This is a genomic window from Novosphingobium soli (assembly GCF_042432915.1).
Taxonomy (GTDB): Bacteria; Pseudomonadota; Alphaproteobacteria; order Sphingomonadales; family Sphingomonadaceae; genus Novosphingobium; species Novosphingobium soli.
Genome location: NZ_JBHLWK010000009.1, coordinates 106,276 through 125,772 on the forward strand (window position 1 = coordinate 106,276; position 19,497 = coordinate 125,772).

At 69.1% G+C, this 19,497-nt stretch carries 17 protein-coding genes; 15 read left to right on the plus strand and 2 right to left on the minus strand.

Annotated features, from left to right (window positions below):
- The first annotated feature begins 193 nt into the window (after window positions 1–193).
- The 12 genes from gor to ACFFJC_RS05995 all read left to right on the plus strand — a co-directional run bounded on the left by gor (window position 194) and on the right by ACFFJC_RS05995 (window position 12,890).
- The gene (gor, locus tag ACFFJC_RS05940) at window positions 194–1,540 is read left to right on the plus strand and encodes a glutathione-disulfide reductase (protein ID WP_379486577.1); all 1,347 of its coding nucleotides are present in this window, start codon (window positions 194–196) and stop codon (window positions 1,538–1,540) included.
- A gap of 181 nt (window positions 1,541–1,721) precedes the next feature.
- On the plus strand, window positions 1,722–3,248 hold the full coding sequence (locus tag ACFFJC_RS05945) for an acyl-CoA carboxylase subunit beta (protein ID WP_379486578.1): 1,527 nt from the start codon (window positions 1,722–1,724) through the stop codon (window positions 3,246–3,248).
- A gap of 53 nt (window positions 3,249–3,301) precedes the next feature.
- Window positions 3,302–3,583 carry a plasmid mobilization protein gene (locus ACFFJC_RS05950; protein WP_379486579.1) on the plus strand — a complete coding sequence of 94 codons (282 nt, stop codon included), beginning with the start codon at window positions 3,302–3,304 and terminating at the stop codon, window positions 3,581–3,583.
- Window positions 3,580–3,795, plus strand: coding sequence for a hypothetical protein (locus ACFFJC_RS05955; RefSeq protein ID WP_379486580.1), 216 nt, complete (start codon window positions 3,580–3,582; stop codon window positions 3,793–3,795). The genes ACFFJC_RS05950 and ACFFJC_RS05955 overlap by 4 nt, the downstream gene beginning before the upstream one ends.
- 7 nt (window positions 3,796–3,802) lie before the next feature.
- Complete coding sequence (gene bktB, locus ACFFJC_RS05960) at window positions 3,803–4,993, plus strand: beta-ketothiolase BktB (protein ID WP_379486581.1); 1,191 nt, start codon at window positions 3,803–3,805, stop codon at window positions 4,991–4,993.
- Window positions 4,990–5,427: a methylmalonyl-CoA epimerase gene (mce, locus tag ACFFJC_RS05965; RefSeq protein WP_379486582.1), complete on the plus strand. Its 438-nt coding sequence runs from the start codon at window positions 4,990–4,992 to the stop codon at window positions 5,425–5,427. The genes bktB and mce overlap by 4 nt, the downstream gene beginning before the upstream one ends.
- Window positions 5,428–5,595: 168 nt before the next feature.
- A complete protein-coding gene (gene scpA / locus ACFFJC_RS05970) occupies window positions 5,596–7,746 on the plus strand; it encodes a methylmalonyl-CoA mutase (RefSeq protein WP_379486583.1) in 2,151 nt (716 codons plus the stop codon).
- A gap of 70 nt (window positions 7,747–7,816) precedes the next feature.
- Entirely contained in the window at window positions 7,817–8,869 is a 1,053-nt protein-coding gene (gene bioB, locus ACFFJC_RS05975) for a biotin synthase BioB (protein ID WP_379486584.1), read from the plus strand.
- Window positions 8,870–9,000: 131 nt separating this feature from the next.
- On the plus strand, window positions 9,001–9,735 hold the full coding sequence (locus ACFFJC_RS05980; RefSeq protein ID WP_379486585.1) for an alpha/beta hydrolase: 735 nt from the start codon (window positions 9,001–9,003) through the stop codon (window positions 9,733–9,735).
- Window positions 9,717–11,738, plus strand: a complete 2,022-nt coding sequence (locus ACFFJC_RS05985) for an ATP-binding protein (protein ID WP_379486586.1) — start codon at window positions 9,717–9,719, stop codon at window positions 11,736–11,738. Before ACFFJC_RS05980 ends, ACFFJC_RS05985 begins: the two co-directional genes overlap by 19 nt.
- Before the next feature lies 1 nt (window position 11,739).
- Window positions 11,740–12,111: a tRNA-binding protein gene (locus tag ACFFJC_RS05990; RefSeq protein WP_379486587.1), complete on the plus strand. Its 372-nt coding sequence runs from the start codon at window positions 11,740–11,742 to the stop codon at window positions 12,109–12,111.
- Complete coding sequence (locus ACFFJC_RS05995; protein WP_379486588.1) at window positions 12,111–12,890, plus strand: thioesterase family protein; 780 nt, start codon at window positions 12,111–12,113, stop codon at window positions 12,888–12,890. Before ACFFJC_RS05990 ends, ACFFJC_RS05995 begins: the two co-directional genes overlap by 1 nt.
- Window positions 12,891–13,139: 249 nt before the next feature.
- On the opposite strand, the gene aroB is transcribed toward ACFFJC_RS05995, so the two are convergent.
- Together aroB and ACFFJC_RS06005 are read right to left on the minus strand one after the other, a co-directional pair.
- The gene (aroB, locus tag ACFFJC_RS06000) at window positions 13,140–14,255 is read right to left on the minus strand and encodes a 3-dehydroquinate synthase (RefSeq protein WP_379486589.1); all 1,116 of its coding nucleotides are present in this window, start codon (window positions 14,253–14,255) and stop codon (window positions 13,140–13,142) included.
- Window positions 14,246–14,845, minus strand: coding sequence for a shikimate kinase (locus ACFFJC_RS06005; RefSeq protein WP_379486590.1), 600 nt, complete (start codon window positions 14,843–14,845; stop codon window positions 14,246–14,248). Before ACFFJC_RS06005 ends, aroB begins: the two co-directional genes overlap by 10 nt.
- Before the next feature lie 212 nt (window positions 14,846–15,057).
- Between ACFFJC_RS06005 and ACFFJC_RS06010 the strand changes: the two genes are divergently transcribed.
- From ACFFJC_RS06010 to ACFFJC_RS06020, 3 genes are all read left to right on the plus strand, one after another.
- Window positions 15,058–16,971 (plus strand): hypothetical protein, encoded by a 1,914-nt coding sequence (locus ACFFJC_RS06010; RefSeq protein WP_379486591.1) that lies wholly within the window; start codon window positions 15,058–15,060, stop codon window positions 16,969–16,971.
- Between the two features lie 4 nt (window positions 16,972–16,975).
- Window positions 16,976–17,869 carry a tyrosine recombinase gene (locus ACFFJC_RS06015; RefSeq protein WP_379486592.1) on the plus strand — a complete coding sequence of 298 codons (894 nt, stop codon included), beginning with the start codon at window positions 16,976–16,978 and terminating at the stop codon, window positions 17,867–17,869.
- An 88-nt stretch (window positions 17,870–17,957) separates the two neighbouring features.
- Window positions 17,958–19,463 (plus strand): M48 family metalloprotease, encoded by a 1,506-nt coding sequence (locus ACFFJC_RS06020; protein WP_379486593.1) that lies wholly within the window; start codon window positions 17,958–17,960, stop codon window positions 19,461–19,463.
- Window positions 19,464–19,497 lie beyond the last annotated feature (34 nt).

Genomic DNA, 19,497 nt, shown 5'->3' on the forward strand with positions numbered 1-19,497 from the left:
CCCGCGCCTCGCGAGTCCGGGCTGCCTGGTGTGCACATTATATCAACCGAAGCAGTAGACAATAGGGCTGCGACGGGGAGTGAACCCGCCGCGCCGACCCGTTTTGCCCGGTATGGAGGCTGGCCGCTGGCAATCGCCCCAGCCATGTCCCATATGCCTGCGACCCACCACCGCCGCCCAGGAGCACAAGTGCATGGCCGATTTCGACTACGACCTCTTCACCATCGGCGCGGGATCGGGGGGCGTTCGGGCGAGCCGGGTGGCGGCGGCGCACGGCGCGCGCGTCGCGGTGGCGGAGGAGTTCCGGATCGGTGGAACCTGCGTCATCCGCGGGTGCGTGCCCAAGAAGATGCTGGTCTACGGCGCGCATTTCGCCGAGGATCTGGAGGACGCCAAGCAGTTCGGCTGGGAAATCCCGGAATGTCGCTTCGACTGGATCAAGCTGCGTGACAACGTCCTGGGCGACGTCGACCGGCTGAATGGCCTCTACACGCAGACCCTGGAGAACAACAAGGTCACGATCTTCCACGAGCGGGCGACGATCACCGGCCCGAACGAGGTCACGCTGGCCAGCGGCGCGAAGAAGACCGCGCGGTATATCCTGGTCGCCACCGGCGCGCGGCCGCACGTGCCCTCGTTCCCCGGGCACGAGCACGGCATCACTTCGAACGAGGCGTTCCACCTCGATGCGATCCCGCGGCGCATCCTGATTGCCGGAGCGGGCTACATCGCCAACGAGTTCGCCGGCATCTTCCATCAGTTCGGCGCCAAGGTGACGCTGATGAACCGCTCCGACCAGCTGCTGCGCGGCTATGACGAGAGCGTGCGCGACCGTCTGCTGCAGATCTCCATCACCAAGGGCATCGACTTCCGCTTCAACGCCGCGTTCGAGAAGATCGAGAAGAACGCCGACGGCTCACTGCTCGTCCACATGACCGGGCACGAGCCGCTGGAGGTCGACTGCGTCCTGTTCGCCACCGGCCGGGTCCCCAACGTGGAAGGCCTGGGGCTTGCCGAGGTGGGCGTAGAGCTGGGCGAGCGCGGCGAGATCGCGGTGGACGAGAACTCGCGCACGAACATCGACTCGATCTATGCGGTGGGCGACGTCACCGACCGCGTCCAGCTCACCCCGGTCGCGATCCGGGAAGGACAGGCCTTTGCCGACACGATCTTCGGCGGCAAGCCCACTACGGTCGACTATGCCTGCATCCCGTCCGCCGTGTTCAGCCATCCGCCGATCGCCGCCGTCGGGCTGACCGAGGCGAAGGCCATGCAGCAGTACGGCAGCGTGAAGGTGTACCAGAGCGACTTTCGGCCGATGAAGAACGTCGTCGCCCATCGCCATGAGCGCTCGCTCTACAAGATGGTCTGCGAGGCGCAGACTGAGCGCGTGCTCGGCATCCACATGATCGGACCGGACGCCCCGGAGATCATGCAGTTGGCGGCGGTGGCCGTGAAGGCGGGGCTGACCAAGGCCGATTTCGACGCCACCGTGGCCATCCACCCGACGATGTCGGAAGAACTCGTGCTGCTGAAGTAGCGGCGAAGAGGGGGCGCTTCGTGCCGTCCGGGCCGGGCGCCATATCGCCTGACGGATAGATCGCGAGCGCCCCCGCATTACCCGTTAACCGGGCGATTAAAAACGGTTGACCTGAAGCCTTCCAGATGCCTTAGCAGGAGCAGCATTTCGATGCTGAGACCACGCAGGCAAGGGAAGCCGGATGTCAGCCAATATCGCCGAAATGGAGAAGCGCCGGGCCGCCGCCCAGATGGGTGGCGGGCAGAAGCGCATCGACGCGCAGCACGCCAAGGGCAAGCTGACCGCGCGCGAACGCCTCGATGTCCTGCTGGACGAAGGCAGCTTCGAGGAGATGGACCTCTACGTCGAGCATGACTGCGTCGACTTCGGCATGCAGGACCAGAAGATCCCGGGTGACGGCGTGGTCACCGGCTCGGGCACGATCAACGGCCGCCTCGTCTACGTGTTCAGCCAGGACTTCACGGTCTTCGGCGGCTCGCTCTCGGCACGGCACGCCCAGAAGATCTGCAAGGTGATGGACGCCGCGATGAAGGTCGGGGCGCCGGTGATCGGCCTCAACGACTCCGGCGGCGCGCGTATTCAGGAAGGCGTCGCATCGCTCGGCGGCTATGCCGACGTGTTCCAGCGTAACGTCCTTGCCTCGGGCGTGGTGCCGCAGCTCTCGCTCATCATGGGGCCTTGCGCGGGTGGCGCGGTCTATTCGCCGGCGATGACCGACTTCATCTTCATGGTGAAGGACAGCTCCTACATGTTCGTCACCGGGCCCGACGTGGTGAAGACCGTCACCAACGAAGTGGTGACGCAGGAGGAACTGGGCGGCGCGGTCACGCACTCCAGCAAGACCTCCGTCTCCGATCTCGCGCTCGAGAACGATATCGAGGCGCTGCTCGCCGCGCGCGACTTCTTCGACTTCCTGCCCTCGTCCAACCGCGACGAGGTGCCCGAGCGGCCGAGCGCCGATGCCTGGGACCGGCAGGAGCCCAGCCTCGACACGATCATCCCGCCCAGCGCCAACCAGCCCTACGACATGCACGAGGTGATCCGGAAGGTGGTGGACGAGGGCGAGTTCTTCGAACTCCAGCCGCTGCATGCCGGGAACATCATCATCGGCTTCGGCCGGGTGGAGGGCAAGACCATCGGCATCGTCGCCAACCAGCCGATGGTGCTGGCGGGCGTGCTCGACATCAACTCGTCGAAGAAGGCCGCGCGCTTCGTGCGTTTCTGCGACGCCTTCAACATCCCGATCATCACCTTCGTGGACGTGCCCGGCTTCCTGCCCGGCACCGACCAGGAGCACAACGGCATCATCAAGCACGGCGCCAAGCTGCTGTTCGCCTATGCCGAGGCGACCGTGCCCAAGATCACCGTCATCACCCGCAAGGCCTATGGCGGCGCTTACGACGTGATGAGCTCGAAGCACCTGCGCGGCGACCTCAACTACGCCTGGCCCACGGCCGAGATCGCGGTGATGGGCGCCAAGGGCGCTGTGGAGATCATCTTCCGCGGCCTCGATCCGGACGGCATCGCCGCCCGCACCAAGGAGTACGAGGACCGCTTCGCCAATCCCTTCGTGGCCGCCAGCCGCGGCTACATCGACGAGGTGATCTACCCACACTCGACGCGCCGCCGCATCGCCCTCGGTTTGCGCAAGCTGCGCAACAAGAGCCTCGAGAACCCCTGGAAGAAGCACGACAACATCCCGCTCTAGCACAAAGGAGAGCTACACATTACAATGATATTGTAATGTGTAGGAGCCGCCCGATGCAGACCGAACGCGTGACCTTTCTGACCACTCCCGAGGCGAAGGCGGCGCTCACCGCCCGCGCCGCCGCGCGTGGTCTCTCGACCGGCGAGTACATTCGCCTGGCCGTGGAAAGCATGCCGGAGGAAACGGCGGAGGAGCTGGAGCTGGCCGCCCTCGTCGGCGAACTGGCGGGCGTCGTGCCGGAGATGCGGGCAAGCCTGGAGCGGACCGCGCGCCAGATGGAGGAGACGGTCGACCGGGTCGATCGCATGCTCCGCGAGGCGGGGGTCCGCAAGTGAGCGCGCTGGGCGATGCCCTGCAGGGGATCAAGCAGTTGCTGCTGCTCCAGGAGCAGGTGCGCCGCGTGGAAGAGGCCGGGGCGAAGCAGGGGGAGGCGCTGGAGCGCATCGCCTCCGACCTGATCGGCGTCGACAAGCGGGTGGTCCGCATCGAGACCATGATCGAGATGACAACGGCCCGGGGCGCCTCGCCGCCGCGGCTTGAAGGATAGGATGGACATGGAAGAGGTCTACATCGTCAGCGGCGTGCGCACGGCAGTCGGCGACTTCGGCGGCTCGCTCAAGAGCTTCATGCCGGCCGAACTGGGCGGCCTGGTCGCCACCGAGGCGCTGAAGCGCGCCGGCATCGAGCCCGAGGCGGTCGAGCACATCGTCATCGGCCAGGTCATGCCGACCAGCGCCCGCGACGAGATGCTGAGCCGCGTGATCGGGATCAACGCCGGGGTGCCGCTCGCCGTCCCCGCGCTGACGCTGAACCGGCTCTGCGGCTCGGGTGTCCAGGCCATCGTCTCGGCCGCGCAGATGATGAAGCTGGGCGAGGCCGCCGTCACCATCGCCGGCGGCGCCGAGGTCATGTCCAACGTCCCCTACCACGACCACGGCGTGCGCTGGGGCCGCAAGATGGGCGAGAACACGCAGGAGGACGCGCTGACCGTCGGCCTGTCCGACGCCATCGGCGGCTATCACATGGGCATCACCGCCGAGAACGTGGCGACCCGCCACTGCGTCAGCCGCGAGGACATGGACGCGCTCGCCGTAACCAGCCACCAGCGCGCGGCCCGCGCAATCAGCGAAGGCCGCTTCAAGGAGCAGATTCTCCCGGTCGAGGTGAAGACGCGCAAGGGCGTCACCGTGTTCGACACCGACGAGCACGTGAAGGGCGACACCACTGCCGAAGTGCTCGGCAAGATGCGGCCCGCCTTCAAGAAGGACGGCAGCGTCACCGCGGGCAACGCCAGCGGCATCAACGACGGCGCCGCCGCGGTGGTGCTTGCCACCGGTGCGGAGGTCGAGAAGCGCGGCCTCAAGCCGATGGCGCGGATCATCGCCTGGGGCCACGCCGGCGTCGAGCCCGAGTACATGGGCGAGGGGCCGATCCAGGCCGTGCCGATCGCGCTCAAGCGTGCGGGGCTGTCGCTCGAGCAGATGGACGTGATCGAGAGCAACGAGGCCTTTGCCGCGCAGGCCGCCGCCGTCTCCAAGGTGCTCGGCTTCGATGCCGAGAAGGTGAACCCCAACGGCTCGGGCGTCTCGATCGGGCACCCGGTCGGCGCCACCGGCACCATGCTGACGATCAAGTGCATGTACGAGCTGAAGCGCAGCGGCGGGCGCTACGGCCTGGTGACGATGTGCATCGGCGGCGGGCAGGGTATCGCCCTGGTGATCGAGAACGTGGAGCAGGCGGCATGAAGCTCGGCCGCCTCAACCACATCGGCGTCGCCACGCCCGACCTCGACGCTTCCATCGCGTTCTACAAGGACGTGATGGGCGCCACCGACGTGACCGAGCCTTTCGTGCTCGAAAGCCAGCAGGTGCGCGTCTGCTTCGTGAACACGCCGGGCGAGGGCGGCACCGCCGGCACGCAGATCGAGCTGCTCCAGCCCACCACGCCGGATTCGGCGGTGGGCAAGTGGCTGGAGAAGAACCCGCTCGGCGGGCAGCACCACCTTTGCTACGAAGTACCGGACATCCACGCGGCGAAGGCCTGGTTCGAAGGCCTCGGGAAGCGCGTGCTGGGCGAGCCGCGCATCGGCGCCCACGGCACCCTGATCTTCTTCGTCCACCCCAAGGACATGGGCGGCCAGCTGACGGAGATCATGGAGACGCCCAAGGCGGGGCATTGAGACGACCGGCCCTCTCTCCTGCGGGGAAGGGGGCGCGAGACCTGGGCCTGCGCAGCGGGCCTAGTCGCAGCGGAGAGGGTTCTCCTCTCCACCTACGGCTAGCCAGCAAGCTGGCAAGCCTTCTTATCCTCTCCCCCGGACGGAGAGAGGGGTCGAAGGAATTGGGTAATGGCAGACATCAACGACTGGCAGGCGGCGGCGGCGAAGGAGGTCAAGGGCAAGGACCTGACCTGGCAGACGCCTGAAGGCATCGCCGTCAAGCCGCTCTACACGGCCGAGGACGTGGCCGTGGATCCGGGCCTGCCCGGCTTCGCGCCCTTCACCCGCGGCGTGCGCGCCTCGATGTACGCAGGCCGGCCCTGGACCATTCGCCAGTACGCGGGCTTCTCCACCGCCGAGGAATCCAACGCCTTCTACCGCCGCAACCTCGCGGCGGGGCAGAAGGGCCTGTCGGTCGCCTTCGACCTCGCCACCCATCGCGGCTACGACAGCGACCATCCCCGCGTCGTCGGCGACGTCGGCAAGGCGGGCGTCGCCATCGACTCGGTCGAGGACATGAAGATCCTGTTCGACGGCATCCCGCTCGACCAGATGTCGGTCTCGATGACCATGAACGGCGCGGTGATCCCGATCCTGGCCTTCTTCATCGTCGCCGGCGAGGAACAGGGCGTCGATCGCAAGCTGCTCGACGGCACGGTCCAGAACGACATCCTCAAGGAGTTCATGGTCCGCAACACCTACATCTACCCGCCCGAACCCAGCATGCGGATCATCTCGGACATCTTCGGCTACACCAGCCGCGAGATGCCCAAGTTCAACTCGATCTCGATCTCCGGCTACCACATGCAGGAAGCCGGGGCGACGCAGGTGCAGGAACTGGCCTTCACCATCGCCGACGGCATCGAGTATGCCCGCTATGGCGTGGCCTCCGGCCTCGATCTGGACAACTTCGCCGGGCGCCTGTCGTTCTTCTTCGCCATCGGCATGAACTTCTTCATGGAAGTGGCCAAGCTGCGCGCCGCGCGCGTGCTCTGGCATCGCGCGATGACCAAGCTGGGCGCGAAGAGCGAACGCAGCAAGATGCTGCGCACCCACTGCCAGACCTCGGGTGTCTCGCTGACCGAGCAGGACCCCTACAACAACGTCATTCGCACCACGATCGAGGCGATGGCCTCGATGCTGGGCGGGACCCAGTCGCTCCACACCAACGCGCTGGACGAGGCGATCGCGCTGCCGACCGACTTCTCGGCCCGCATCGCCCGCAACACCCAGATCATCATCCAGGAAGAGACCGGGATGACCAAGGTGGTCGACCCGCTCGGCGGCTCCTACTACGTCGAGGCGCTCACTCAGCAGCTGGTGGACGAGGCGCAGGCGATCATCGACCGCGTCGAGGCCGAGGGCGGCATGGCCAAGGCCGTCGCCGCGGGCTGGCCCAAGGCGATGATCGAGACGGCGGCTGCCGCCCGCCAGGCGCGCGTCGACCGCGGCGACGACGTCATCGTCGGCGTCAACAAGTACCGCCTCGCCAACGAGGACCTGCTCGAGACGCTGGAGGTGGACAACACCAAGGTGCGCGAGGCCCAGATCGCCCGCATCGAAAAGGTGAAGGCGGAGCGCGACGAAGCCGCCTGCCAGGCCGCGCTCGATGCGCTGCGCAAGGCCGCTGCCGCGCCGCAGTCGATCGAGACCAACCTCCTCGCCCATGCGGTCGAGGCCGCTCGCGCCCGTGCCACGCTCGGCGAGATCAGCTCGGCCATGGAAGAGAGCTTCGCGCGCTACGGCACTCAGCCGACCCCGGTGAAGGGCGTCTATTCCGCGCCCTACGAGGGGGACAGCCGCTGGCAGCAGGTGCTCGACGGCGTGGCCGCGGTGGAGCGCCGCCTCGGCCGCAAGCCGAAGCTGCTGGTCGCCAAGATGGGCCAGGATGGCCATGACCGCGGCGCCAACGTCATCGCCTCGGCCTTCGGCGACATGGGCTTCGAGGTCGTCTCCGGGCCGCTGTTCCAGACGCCCGAAGAGACCGTCGTGCTGGCGCTGGAGAGCGGGGTCGACGTGGTGGGCGCCTCCTCGCTCGCGGCAGGGCACAAGACGCTGATCCCGGAGCTCATCCGCCAACTGCGCGAGCAGGGGCGCAGCGACATCAAGGTCATCGCCGGGGGCGTCATTCCGCCGCAGGACTACGAATACCTGCGCAACGCGGGCGTCCAGGGAATCTACGGGCCGGGTTCCAATGTGGTGGAATGCGCGGCGGACGTCCTGCGGCTGCTCGGCCACAACATGCCCCCGCTCGGCTCCGAGCTGCAGGCGGCGGAGTGATGCGGACGCTGGATCAGGGCTGCGTCGGCGCGTATGACGCCGGCTGGCTTATGCCAGCTGAGGAATGATGATGACCGAAACCCCCGCCACCACCCCCCGCAACGACTGGACCCGCGAGGAGATCGCGGCGCTGTTCGACCTGCCGTTTCCCGAGCTGGTCTTCCGCGCCGCCGAGATCCATCGCGCCAGCCACAAGGCGGACGAAGTGCAGCTTTCCACACTGCTTTCGATCAAGACCGGCGGGTGCGTGGAGGATTGCGGCTACTGCTCGCAGTCGGTCCATGCCGAGAGCGGGGTCAAGGCGACCAAGCTGATGGAGGTCCAGCAGGTTCTTCAGCGCGCGGCGCAGGCGGCGGATCAGGGCTCGACCCGGTTCTGCATGGGCGCGGCCTGGCGCAACCCCAAGGACCGCGACATGCCCGCCATCATCGAGATGGTGAAGGGCGTGCGCGCGCTCGGCATGGAAACCTGCATGACGCTGGGCATGCTGACGCCCGAGCAGGCCGACATGCTCAGCGAGGCGGGCCTCGACTACTACAACCACAACATCGATACGAGCCCCGAGCGCTACGACCAGGTCATCACCACGCGCACGATGGACGACCGCCTCGACACCCTGTCGAACGTGCGCATGGCAGGCATCAACGTGTGCTCGGGCGGGATCGTCGGCATGGGCGAGACGCGCGCCGATCGCGTCGGCTTCATCCACACGCTCGCCACACTGCCGGATCACCCGCAGTCGGTGCCGGTCAACGCGCTGGTGCCGGTGAAGGGCACCGTGCTGGGCGACATGCTGGCCGACACGCCGCTGGCCAAGATCGATGACGTAGAATTCGTGCGCACCGTCGCGGTCGCGCGCATCACGATGCCGGGCTCGATGGTGCGCCTCTCGGCAGGTCGCGAATCGATGTCGGAGATGACGCAGGCGATGTGCTTCATGGCCGGCGCGAACTCGATCTTCACCGGCGACAAGCTGCTCACCGCGCCCAACGCCGGCGATGACAACGACCTCGCGATGTTCGCGCGCCTTGGCCTCAAACCGATGGCGATCGAACTGACGCCCGCTCAGGTCGAAGCCCAGCGCATGCCCAAGGGCTGCGCCAAGCTGGAAGCCGCCGAGTGATCGTTCGGGCAGGACCAAGGCTGCTGGCGCTGTCCTGCCTTCTTCTTGCGCCGGGCGTTGCGCCTGCCGCACCGTCCGCGGCGCCGTCCGCCGCACAGCCGATCACGATCGGCGAAACGCACCTCGTTTCCTTGACCAAGCGAGACCAGCGCCAGGTCAACGTCTACCTCCCCGAAGGCTACGCGGCTGGAAACAAGCGCTACCCCGTCCTTTACGTCATAGATGGCGGCCTTTCGCAGGACTTCCTCCACGTTGCCGGGACCACCGCGCTCGGGGCCGTATGGGGTCGGTCCGAGCCGGTCATCGTCGTCGGCATCGAAAGCAAGGACCGGCGGGCCGAACTGATCGGCAGCCCCGGCAATGCGGCGCAACATGAGCAGTACCCGACTGCCGGGCAGTCCGCCGCCTTTCGCGCTTTCCTGCGCGACACGGTGAAGCCTCTCGTCGCGGCGACGTACCGCACCAACGGGCACGATGGCGTCATCGGCGAATCGCTCGCCGGGCTGTTCATCGTCGAGACCTGGCTGCGCGAACCCGGCCTGTTCGGTCGCTATGCCGCGATCGACGCAAGCCTGTGGTGGGACGATGGCCGGCTTGCCGGCGCCGCCGCCGGTCTTCTTGCAGGCAAGCCGGCGCGAGGGGGGCTGTACCTCACCTATTCCAACGAGGGGCCCGAGACGTCGCAGGCTGCCCGAGCCGTGGCCAGTGCAGGTGGGCCGCTCGTATGCCTGGTCCCACGTCCGGACCTCACCCACGCAACCGCCTATCACGTGCTTTCGCCGCAGGCGCTGCAGTTCCTGTTCCCGACCGACAACAAGCAAGATCCCGAATGGGGGTTCGAGGTGCCATGTTCAAGAAAATCCTGATTGCCAACCGGGGCGAGATCGCCTGCCGTGTCATCAAGACGGCCCGCCGCATGGGCATTAAGACAGTTGCGGTCTATTCCGATGCGGATGCGCGCGCTCCGTTCGTGCAGATGGCCGATGAAGCGGTTCACATCGGTCCCGCGCCCGCCGCGCAGTCCTATCTCATTGCCGACAAAATCATTGCCGCCTGCAAGCAGACGGGCGCCGAGGCCGTCCACCCGGGCTACGGCTTCCTGTCCGAGCGGACCTCGTTCGCCGAGGCGCTGGCCGCAGAGGGCATCGAGTTCATCGGCCCTCCCGTCGGCGCCATCGCAGCGATGGGCGACAAGATCGAATCCAAGAAGCTCGCCAAGCAGGCGGGCGTCAACGTCGTCCCCGGCTTCGTCGGCGAGATCGAGGACACCGAGCACGCGGTGCGCATCTCGAACGAGATCGGCTACCCGGTGATGATGAAGGCCTCGGCCGGCGGCGGCGGCAAGGGCATGCGCCTGGCCTACGACGAAAAGGACGTGCGCGAGGGCTTCGAGAGCGTGAAGCGCGAAGGCCTGAACTCGTTCGGCGACGACCGCGTCTTCATCGAGAAGTTCATCCTCAACCCGCGCCATATCGAGATCCAGATCCTCGGCGACAAGCACGGCAACATCCTCTACCTGAACGAGCGCGAGTGCTCGATCCAGCGCCGCCACCAGAAGGTGGTCGAGGAGGCGCCGTCGCCCTTCGTCACCCCGGCGATGCGCAAGGCGATGGGCGAGCAGTGCGTCGCGCTGTCGCGCGCGGTGGGGTACTACTCGGCCGGCACCGTGGAACTGATCGTCTCGGGCGCCGACCCGACGGGCGAGAGCTTCTACTTCCTTGAAATGAACACCCGCCTGCAGGTGGAGCATCCCGTCACCGAAGCGATCACCGGCGTCGACCTCGTCGAGCAGATGATCCGCGTCGCCGCGGGCGAGACGCTGCAGATGACGCAGGACGACGTGAAGATCGACGGCTGGGCCATCGAGAACCGCGTCTATGCCGAGGATCCGTACCGCGGCTTCCTGCCCTCGACGGGGCGCCTGTCGCGCTACAATCCGCCGGTGGAAGGCTGGACCGACGACGGCGCGGAGAACGGGCGCCGCGGCGTGGACGGCGTGCGCGTCGACGACGGCGTCTACGAGGGCGGCGAGGTCTCGATGTTCTACGACCCGATGATCGCCAAGCTCATCACCTGGGGCGAGACTCGCGACGAAGCGGCGGACAAGCAGGTCGCCGCGCTCGACGCCTTCGAGATCGAGGGGCTGGGCCACAACATCGACTTCGTGTCGGCCATCATGCAGCACCCGCGCTTCCGCTCGGGCGAGCTGACGACCGGCTTCATCGCCGAGGAATACCCCGAGGGCTTCACCGGCGCGCCCGCGTCGGACGACCTGAAGGTGAAGCTCGCCGCCGTCGCGGCCTTCGTCGCCACGGCGCGCGCCGACCGCTCGCGCCGCGTCGAAGGGCAGCTGGGCGCACCGCTCGATCCTCCGGCCGAGTGGACGGTCACCATCGACGGCGGCACTTACGCAGTCGCGCTCGACGAGGACGTGGTCACGGTGAACGGCACGGAAGTCGACCTTGCGCTCGAGTACACCCCGGGAGACCGCTTCGTCGACGCGGAGGTGGACGGCGAGGACCTGACGGTTAAGCTGGAGACCACCCGCACCGGCTTTCGCATGACCACCCGCGGCGCGATCCACAAGGTCGCCTGCCTGCCCGCGCACATCGCCCGCTTCACCCAGCACATGATCGAGAAGATCCCGCCGGATCTCTCGAAGTACCTGATCTGCCCCATGCCGGGCCTGCTCGTCTCGCTGAACGTGGGCGAGGGCGACAAGGTCGAGGCGGGTCAGCCGCTGGCGGTGGTCGAGGCGATGAAGATGGAGAACATCCTGCGCGCCGAGAAGGCGGGCGTGGTGAAGTCCGTCAACGCCAAGGCGGGCGAGAGCCTGGCGGTGGACGCGATCATCCTCGAGATGGAGTGACATGCACCTCGACCACGACCCGGCCGCGCCGGCCGGCGAGACGATCGCCTTCGACGACTTCCTCAAGGTGGACATCCGCGTCGGCACCATCCTGGCGGCCGAGGTCCACGAGGGCGCACGCAAGCCCAGCTACCGCCTGCGGATCGACTTCGGCCCCGGCGTGGGCGAGAAGAAGAGCGTCGGCCAGGTGGCCGCGCTCTATGCGCCGGAGGAGCTCGTCGGGCGTCAGGTCGCCGCGGTGGTGAACTTCCCCGTCCGCCAGATCGGCAAGGCGCTGTCCGAAGTGCTGACGCTGGGCTTCGCGGACGAGAAGGGGCGGGTGACGCTTTTCTCGCCGGACAAGCGCGTGCCGGACGGATCGCGGCTGTTCTGATGCCGGGGCTGGCGGACATGCTCGCCGGGGCCGAGCCGCGCGACGACGGCTTCGCGCTGGTGATCCCCGACGACTGGCTGCAGGGCCGGACCGCCTACGGCGGGCTGACTTCGGCGCTGGCGCTCGCGGCGGCGCAGCGGATCGATCCGGAGCTGGCACCCTTGCGCTCGGCCCAGCTCGCCATGATCGCGCCGCTGGCCGGACGGATCGAGGCGCGCGCCCGCGTGCTGCGCCGGGGCCGCAACGCCACCTGGATCGCCGCCGAGCTGTCGGGCGAGCAGGGCATCGGGTTCTCCGCCAGCTTCGTGTTCATGCGCCCGATCGAGAGCGCGCTCGCGATCGACGAGTACCCCGTCCCCGGAGGGCTCGTGCCGGTGGACGCCGCCAAGCCGGTGCCGATGGACCATGCCCCCGCCTTCCTGCGCCACCATTTCGAGGCGCGGTTCGCGCTGCCCAAGGCGTCGCTCGGGGCTGCGGACTTGTGCTGGTGGGTCCGCGTCCGCGAGAGGGACGGGCTCGACCCTGCGGTGGAGTGCCTGCTCTGCGGCGATGCGCTGCCGACCGCCGTACTGCCCTTGCTGTCCTTCCGCGTGCCGATCAGCTCGATGCACTGGCACGTGAACATGCTGGACCCGCGGCCGGCACCCGATGGCTGGTGGCTCATCCGCTCGACCAGCGCGTTCGCCCGCAGCGGCGGCGCCAGCGAGCACATCCTGCAGTGGAACGCCGCGGGCGCTCCCGCGATGGCGGGCATCCAGTCGGTCGCCGTATTCGGCTGAGGGGCGAGCCTTCGGAGCGGCCTCGTGGAAAAGGCGGCAGACCGATCAGCCTGCCGCCTTCCGTTGCATCCTGCGGTTCGCTCGGGATGCATCCGGCCCCCCGGCCAGCGTGACGACGCGAACCTTCCGAGGACCTGTCTTGGGCAAACGTCCGGGGGCGGCGGGCGCTCCGCGGGAATCGGCGCCTCGCCGAGTTTCAGGCACGGGACGACGCGCCGCGCGATCACGCCCAGGGCGGGGGAGCGTGTGTCAGGCGGGAGCGCGCGCCAGTTCGTCGTCGAGGAACGCGCTGACGTCGTCCAACGAGACGTGCTTGTCGAGGTAGGTCTCGCCGATCCCGCGCATCAGCAGGAAGGGCAGGGTGCCCGCGTCCATCTTCTTGTCGTGCAGCATGTGGCGCACGAGCACCGCGCCGTCGCAGGCCAGGCCGAGCCGGCGCAGGTCCGCCGGCAAGCCGATGCCGCCGATGTGGCGGGTGATGCGCTCGGCTTCGGAGAGCGGCATGAGCCCCTGGCGCGCCGAGTAGCGCGCCGCCAGCACCATGCCCAGCGCCACCGCCTCGCCATGGAGCAGGCGCGCGCCGAAGCCGGTCTCCGCCTCCAGGGCATGGCCGAAGGTGTGGCCGAGATTGAGCAGCGCGCGGCGGCCGGTGGTCTCGAACTCGTCCTGCGCCACGATGCGCGCCTTGGCCGAGACCGAGTGCGCCACGGCGTATTCGCGCAGCCCGTCGTCGCCCGCGATCATCGCCGTGCCGTTGCTCTCGCACCAGGCGAAGAACGCGGCATCGTCGATCAGCCCGTACTTCACCACCTCGGCATAGCCCGCCAGCAGTTCGCGTTCGGGCAGCGTCTCCAGCGCGCAGAGGTCGGCCAGCACCAGCGAGGGCTGGTGGAACGCACCGACCAGGTTCTTGCCGGCCGGCGTGTTGATGGCGGTCTTCCCGCCCACGCTCGAATCCACTTGCGCCAGGAGCGTGGTGGGCGCCTGGATGAAGTGGCATCCCCGCTTCAGGATCGCCGCGCAGAAGCCGGTCAGGTCGCCGATGACGCCGCCGCCGAGCGCGATCACGTGGTCCCCGCGCTCGACCTCGAGCGAGAGGAGCCAGTTGACCGTGGCCGCGAGCTCCTCCCACGACTTGGTCTGCTCGCCGGGCGCCAGGATGCGCCAGTGCGGCTCGTGCCCGCTTTCGCGCAGCGAGGCCTCGACCACCTGGCCCCAGGCGGCATGAACATGGGCATCCGTGACGATCGGGACGCGCGGCTTGCGCAGGCGCCCGCGGCACTGCGCTCCGATCTCGGCCAGCAGGCCGGCGCCCACGCGCACCTCGTAGGGCCGCGCGGCGATGTCGACGGGGATTACAGCCATCGCGAGATTTCCTGCAGGACCTTGTTGATCGTCTGGACGTGCGGCCCGCTGCTGCTCAGCACGTGGATCGGAGCCAGCGCATAGTCGCTCGCCCGCTCGTCGCGCAAGCGGCCGAGGATCTCGCGTGGGGATCCCGATCGCAGCAGCGGCCGATTGTCCTTGCGGGCGGTGCGCTCCACCAGCGTGTCGACGTCGCTGTCCAGCCACACGGTGATCGCCTTCTCCAGGATCAGCGCGCGGGTCTGGGGATTGCAGAAGGCGCCGCCCCCGGTGGCGATGACGATGCGGTTGGAACCGTCCCGGTTCCCGGCGGCATCGCGCTCCGCCATCAGGCGGGCGATGACGCGGCGCTCCCCGTCGCGGAAGTAGGCTTCGCCGAAGGTGTCGAAGATCTCCGGAATGGTCATCTGCGCGGAGCGCTCGATCTCGTCGTCGGCGTCCACGAAGGGACAGTCGAGCAGCGACGCCAGGCGCTTTCCGACGCTGGACTTGCCGACCCCCATCATGCCGACGAGCACGATCGGTCGGTCGATGCGGCGCGCGAGCGCCGCGATTTCCTGCGCGGAAAACCGGGTCTGTTGAACGTCCATTGCCCCATCGCCTATAGTTGCGCTAGGTCGCAGCGCAAGCATGGTGAAGGAAGGCGAGTGACGAGCATAGAGCACAGGCGCAAGCTTCGTGGAGTCATCGTCGTTGCCGTTCCTCTCGCCCTGGTCGCGCTGGGAATCGCCGCCTGGACGAACGCCAGGGAGCGTCCGGTGGAGGATATCGTCGTCCCGGTAGCGGTTCCGGAACCGTCCAAGTGAGAGCGGTCCATCTGCTGGCGGGCGCTACGCTCGCGCTGACTTCCGCCTGGGCCGCCGCGCAGGACGCGCCCGAATCCCTGCTGCCCAAGATGTTCGACGAGCCGGCACCGGCTCCCGCGCCCACCCGCACGCCGCCCGCGCGCACGCCGCCGCGCGCCGCCGCGCCGCGTCCCGCGGCCAGCCCCAATCCCACTCCCAGTCCCAATGCCGGTCCCACGTCGGCCGCGGCGCCGCGATCGGTCTCGACACCCGTGGTGCAGGCGATCCCGTTCCCGCAGCCAGGCCCGCTCGCCGCGGTCGCAGCGCCGGACGAGGGCGGGCTCACGCGCGTCCCCTCGCTCGAAGAGCTGGAGCGGATGACGCCCGAGGATTTCGAGGCGCTCCTCGGCAGCAAGATCGTGATCGACATGCCTCCGCAGGCGCGCCGCTCGCCTGACGAGGCGGGCCTGCTGGACGAGAGCGAGGGCGGGCTGCCGCTGGATTCGCTGGCGGGGCAGAACGGCCGGCTGATCCAGGTGGCGCTGGCCGGCAACCGCGGGGTCCTGGTCTCGCGCTGGGGGCATATCCTGCTGCGCCGGGCGCTCGCCTCGCGCCTCGCGCCACCCAGCGGGATGAGTGCGCAGGACTTCCTGGCGCTGCGCGTCTCGCTCCTGCTGCGCATGGGCGAGACCGATGCCGCCCGCGCCCTGCTGCAGGACATGGACGTCGCCGCCTACACCCCGGCGATCGCCTCGCTGGTGCTCGACGTCTATGCCCGGAACGCCGATTTCACTGGGCTCTGCCCCGTCATGGCGACGCAGAGTGCGCTGCGGGACGACCCGGCCTGGAGCGTGTCCCGCTCCATCTGCGAGGCGTTCCGCGGCAACAGCACCGCGGCGCTTTCCCGGCTCGACCGCGACCGCAACCGCGGGACCATGGACCAGATCGACCTCCTGCTCGCCCAGCGCTACGCCGGCGCTGCCGGCAAGTCCCGCCGCGCCGTCACCATCGAGTGGGACAAGGTGACGGGCCTGACGCCCTGGCGCTACGGCCTCGCCATCGGCGTCGGGCTGGAGCCGCCATCGGCGCTGATGGCACAGGCGGGCCCCGGCTATGACTACGTCACCGCGCTCGCGCCGATGGTGGGCCTCACCCGCCGCGCGGCCGCAGCCGATCGCGCCGGCGCCAGCGGCGTGCTGTCGAATGCGGCGATGGTGGACCTCTATTCGCAGCTCTATGCCGATCCGGATGTGACCGGGGAGTGGCAGCAGCGCGCCGAGAAGCTGCGCGACGCCTATACGCTGGAGGACGCGGCGGCACGGCTCGCCGCCATGCAGTCGCTGTGGAACGTCACGGGGTCCGAGAAGTACGGGCGGCAGGTCCTGACCGCCGCGGCGGCCGCGCGCATGGCGCCCAGCGCCGACCTGGCCGATGGCGCGGCGGCCCTGATCGCCTCGATGCTCGCCGCCGGCTATGATGCCAATGCCTCGCGCTGGTCCAGCGTCGTGGGCGCGGGAACGCCTGCCTGGGGCCTCCTCGTCCTGGCCGCCCCGAGCCGCGTCAGCAGCGTCGACGGCGGCGCGGTGGAGAGTTTCCTCGACCAGGACGACAGTACCGGAAAGCGGCGCACCGCGCTGCTCGTCGCCGGCCTGGCGGGGCTGGGCCGGATGGAGGCGGGCTCCGCCGACCGCGTCGCTGCCGACACCGGCGCCGGCATCCGTGGCACCACGCGCTGGACCGAGGCCCTCGACAGCGCGGCCGCGCGCGGTGACGCGGCGACCGTGGTGCTGCTGGCGGCGTTCGGCATGCAGGGTGACGGATGGCAGCGGATGACCCCGCGCTACCTGTTCCACATCGTCTCCGCCCTTCGCGAGGTGGGTCTGGACGCCGAGGCCCGGATGATCGCCGCCGAGGCCGTGGCGCGGGTCTAGGCGGATGGCGGGCGAGGATCTCGCCGAGCGGTTCCTGGACATGCTGGCGGCCGAACGCGGGGCGGCCGCCAACACGCTGGCCGCGTACCGCCGCGACCTGGAAGCCGCGCGCGCGGTGCTGGGAGACCTCGGCACCGCGGACGGCGATGCGCTGGAAGGCCTGGGCTCGGCCTGGGGCGGCCTTGCGGCGTCCAGCCTGGCGCGGCGCTGTTCGGCGCTGCGGCAGTTCTACGGCTTCCTGGTGGACGAGGGCTTGCGGGCCGACGATCCCTCCGGGGCGCTGCCGCGCCCGCGTTTGCGCCGGCCCTTGCCTCGGCTCCTCAGCCGCGAGGAAGTGGAGCAGTTCCTGGCGCGGGCCGACGAGGAAGCGGCGGCCGGACGCCCGGATGCCATCCGCCTGCTGGCGCTGCTGGAGCTGCTCTACGGGTCGGGGTTGCGAGCGACCGAACTGGTCTCGCTGCCGCTCGCCGCGGTGCCGCGGGACGCGCCCTTCGTTCACGTGACGGGGAAGGGCGGGCAGCAGCGCATGGTGCCGGTGAGCACGCGCGCGCGCCACGCGCTCTCGCGCTGGCTGGCGGTGCGGCGGAGCCAGTCGCGCTTCCTGTTCCCGTCCACCGGGGCGAGCGGTCACCTGACGCGCGTGCGCCTGTTCCAGCTGCTGCGGGCCCTGGCGACGCGGGCGGGGCTTGATGCGCAGCGGGTCTCTCCTCACGTGCTGCGCCACGCCTTCGCCACGCATCTGCTGGAGGGCGGCGCGGACTTGCGCGTGCTGCAGCTGCTGCTCGGGCACGCGGACATCGCCACGACCCAGATCTACACGCACGTGGACAGCGCCCGGCTCGTCGCGCTGGTGAATGCGCGTCACCCGCTGGCGACGAGGGGGGATGCGACTGGCTGAGCCGCGGAACAAGCCGGCCGGGCCATCGTTGACGGGCTGGGAAGAGGATCGCTGCGAGGCGCGCGATCCGTACATCGGAAGGAGAGCCATGGCGATTCAACTCAGGCGCGGCTTGCGGAAGAGAGGCGCGCTCGGCGTCGTGGCCCTGGTCGCGGCGGTGCCGGCGCTGGTGGGGCCGGCGGCACTGGACGCGCAGTCCGGCGCGCGCGCGGCACCGGTCTACGCCATCTCCGCCCGCGACAAGGCCGAGGGCGCCAAGGCCCATCCCGAGCTGCTGGCGGAATTCGGAGGTGCGTTGAGCGGAACCCAGGCGCGCTACGTCGAGCAGGTGGGCAAGCGCATCGCGGTCCAGTCCGGCCTGTCGAACGCCACCGGGGACTTCACGGTCACCCTGCTCAATTCGCCCGTGAACAACGCTTTCGCCATCCCCGGCGGCTACATCTACGTCACCCGGCAGCTCACGGCGCTGATGAACAACGAGGCGGAGCTTGCCGGGGTGCTGGGCCACGAGGTCGGCCACGTGGCGGCACGCCATTCGGCGCAGCGGCAGAAGGCGGCGCAGCGCAACCAGGTGCTGGGGGTGCTGGGCTCGATCCTCTCGGGCGCGGTGCTGGGCGACAACGCCTTCGGCCGGCTGGGGCAGCAGATCTTCTCGCAAGGGTCGCAGCTGCTCACGCTCAAGTTCTCGCGCTCGCAGGAGCTGCAGGCGGACCAGCTCGGGATCACCTACCTCAAGCGGTCCGGCTACGATCCCCGCGCCATGGCCGGGGTGCTGGAAAGCCTGGCGCGGCAGAACGCACTGGAGGCGCAGCTGCGGGGCAGCGGCAGCGAGGTGCCCGAATGGGCCTCCACCCACCCCGACCCGGCCTCGCGCGTGCGCAGCGCGCTGACCTACGCCGGGACCACCAGCACCGGGACGACCAACCGCGACGCCTTCCTCGGCGGGATCGACGGGCTGGTTTATGGCGACGATCCCAAGCAGGGCGTGGTGGACGGGCGCAAGTTCACCCACCCGGTGCTGCGCTTCGCCTTCGAAGCGCCCGCCGGGTTCTACATGGTCAACGGCACCAGCGCGGTCGCGATCAACGGCGCCTCGGGCAAGGCGCAGTTCGCCGGGGGCAAGCTGACCGGCGGCCTGGAGTCCTACATCGCCGACGTCTTCGGCACCCTGACCGAGGGGAACCAGTCGCGGATCGCGCCGGCCAGCGTGCAGCGCACCACCGTGAACGGCATCCCCGCGGCCTACGGCGTCGCGCGGGTCCAGTCCTCGGGCTCCACCATGGACCTGGTGGTGTTCGCCTACGACTTCGGCAACGGCCAAGCCTACCACTTCGTCGCGATCGCGCAGGCGGGCGGGGCGGAGGCCTTCACCCCGATGTTCCGCTCGCTGCGCCGCATCTCGGCGGCCGATGCAGGCACCGTCAAGCCGCGGCTGCTGCGGGTCACGACCGTGAAGGCCGGTGACACCGTCCGCTCGCTGGCGGCCAGGATGGCCTACCGCGATGGACAGCTCGAACGGTTCCTGGTGCTCAACGGGCTCCAGCAGGACGCGACGCTCGCGCCCGGGCAGAAGGTGAAGCTGGTCACCTACTGAGCGCCGGCCGGCGACCGTGCGCGTCCCGACGGCG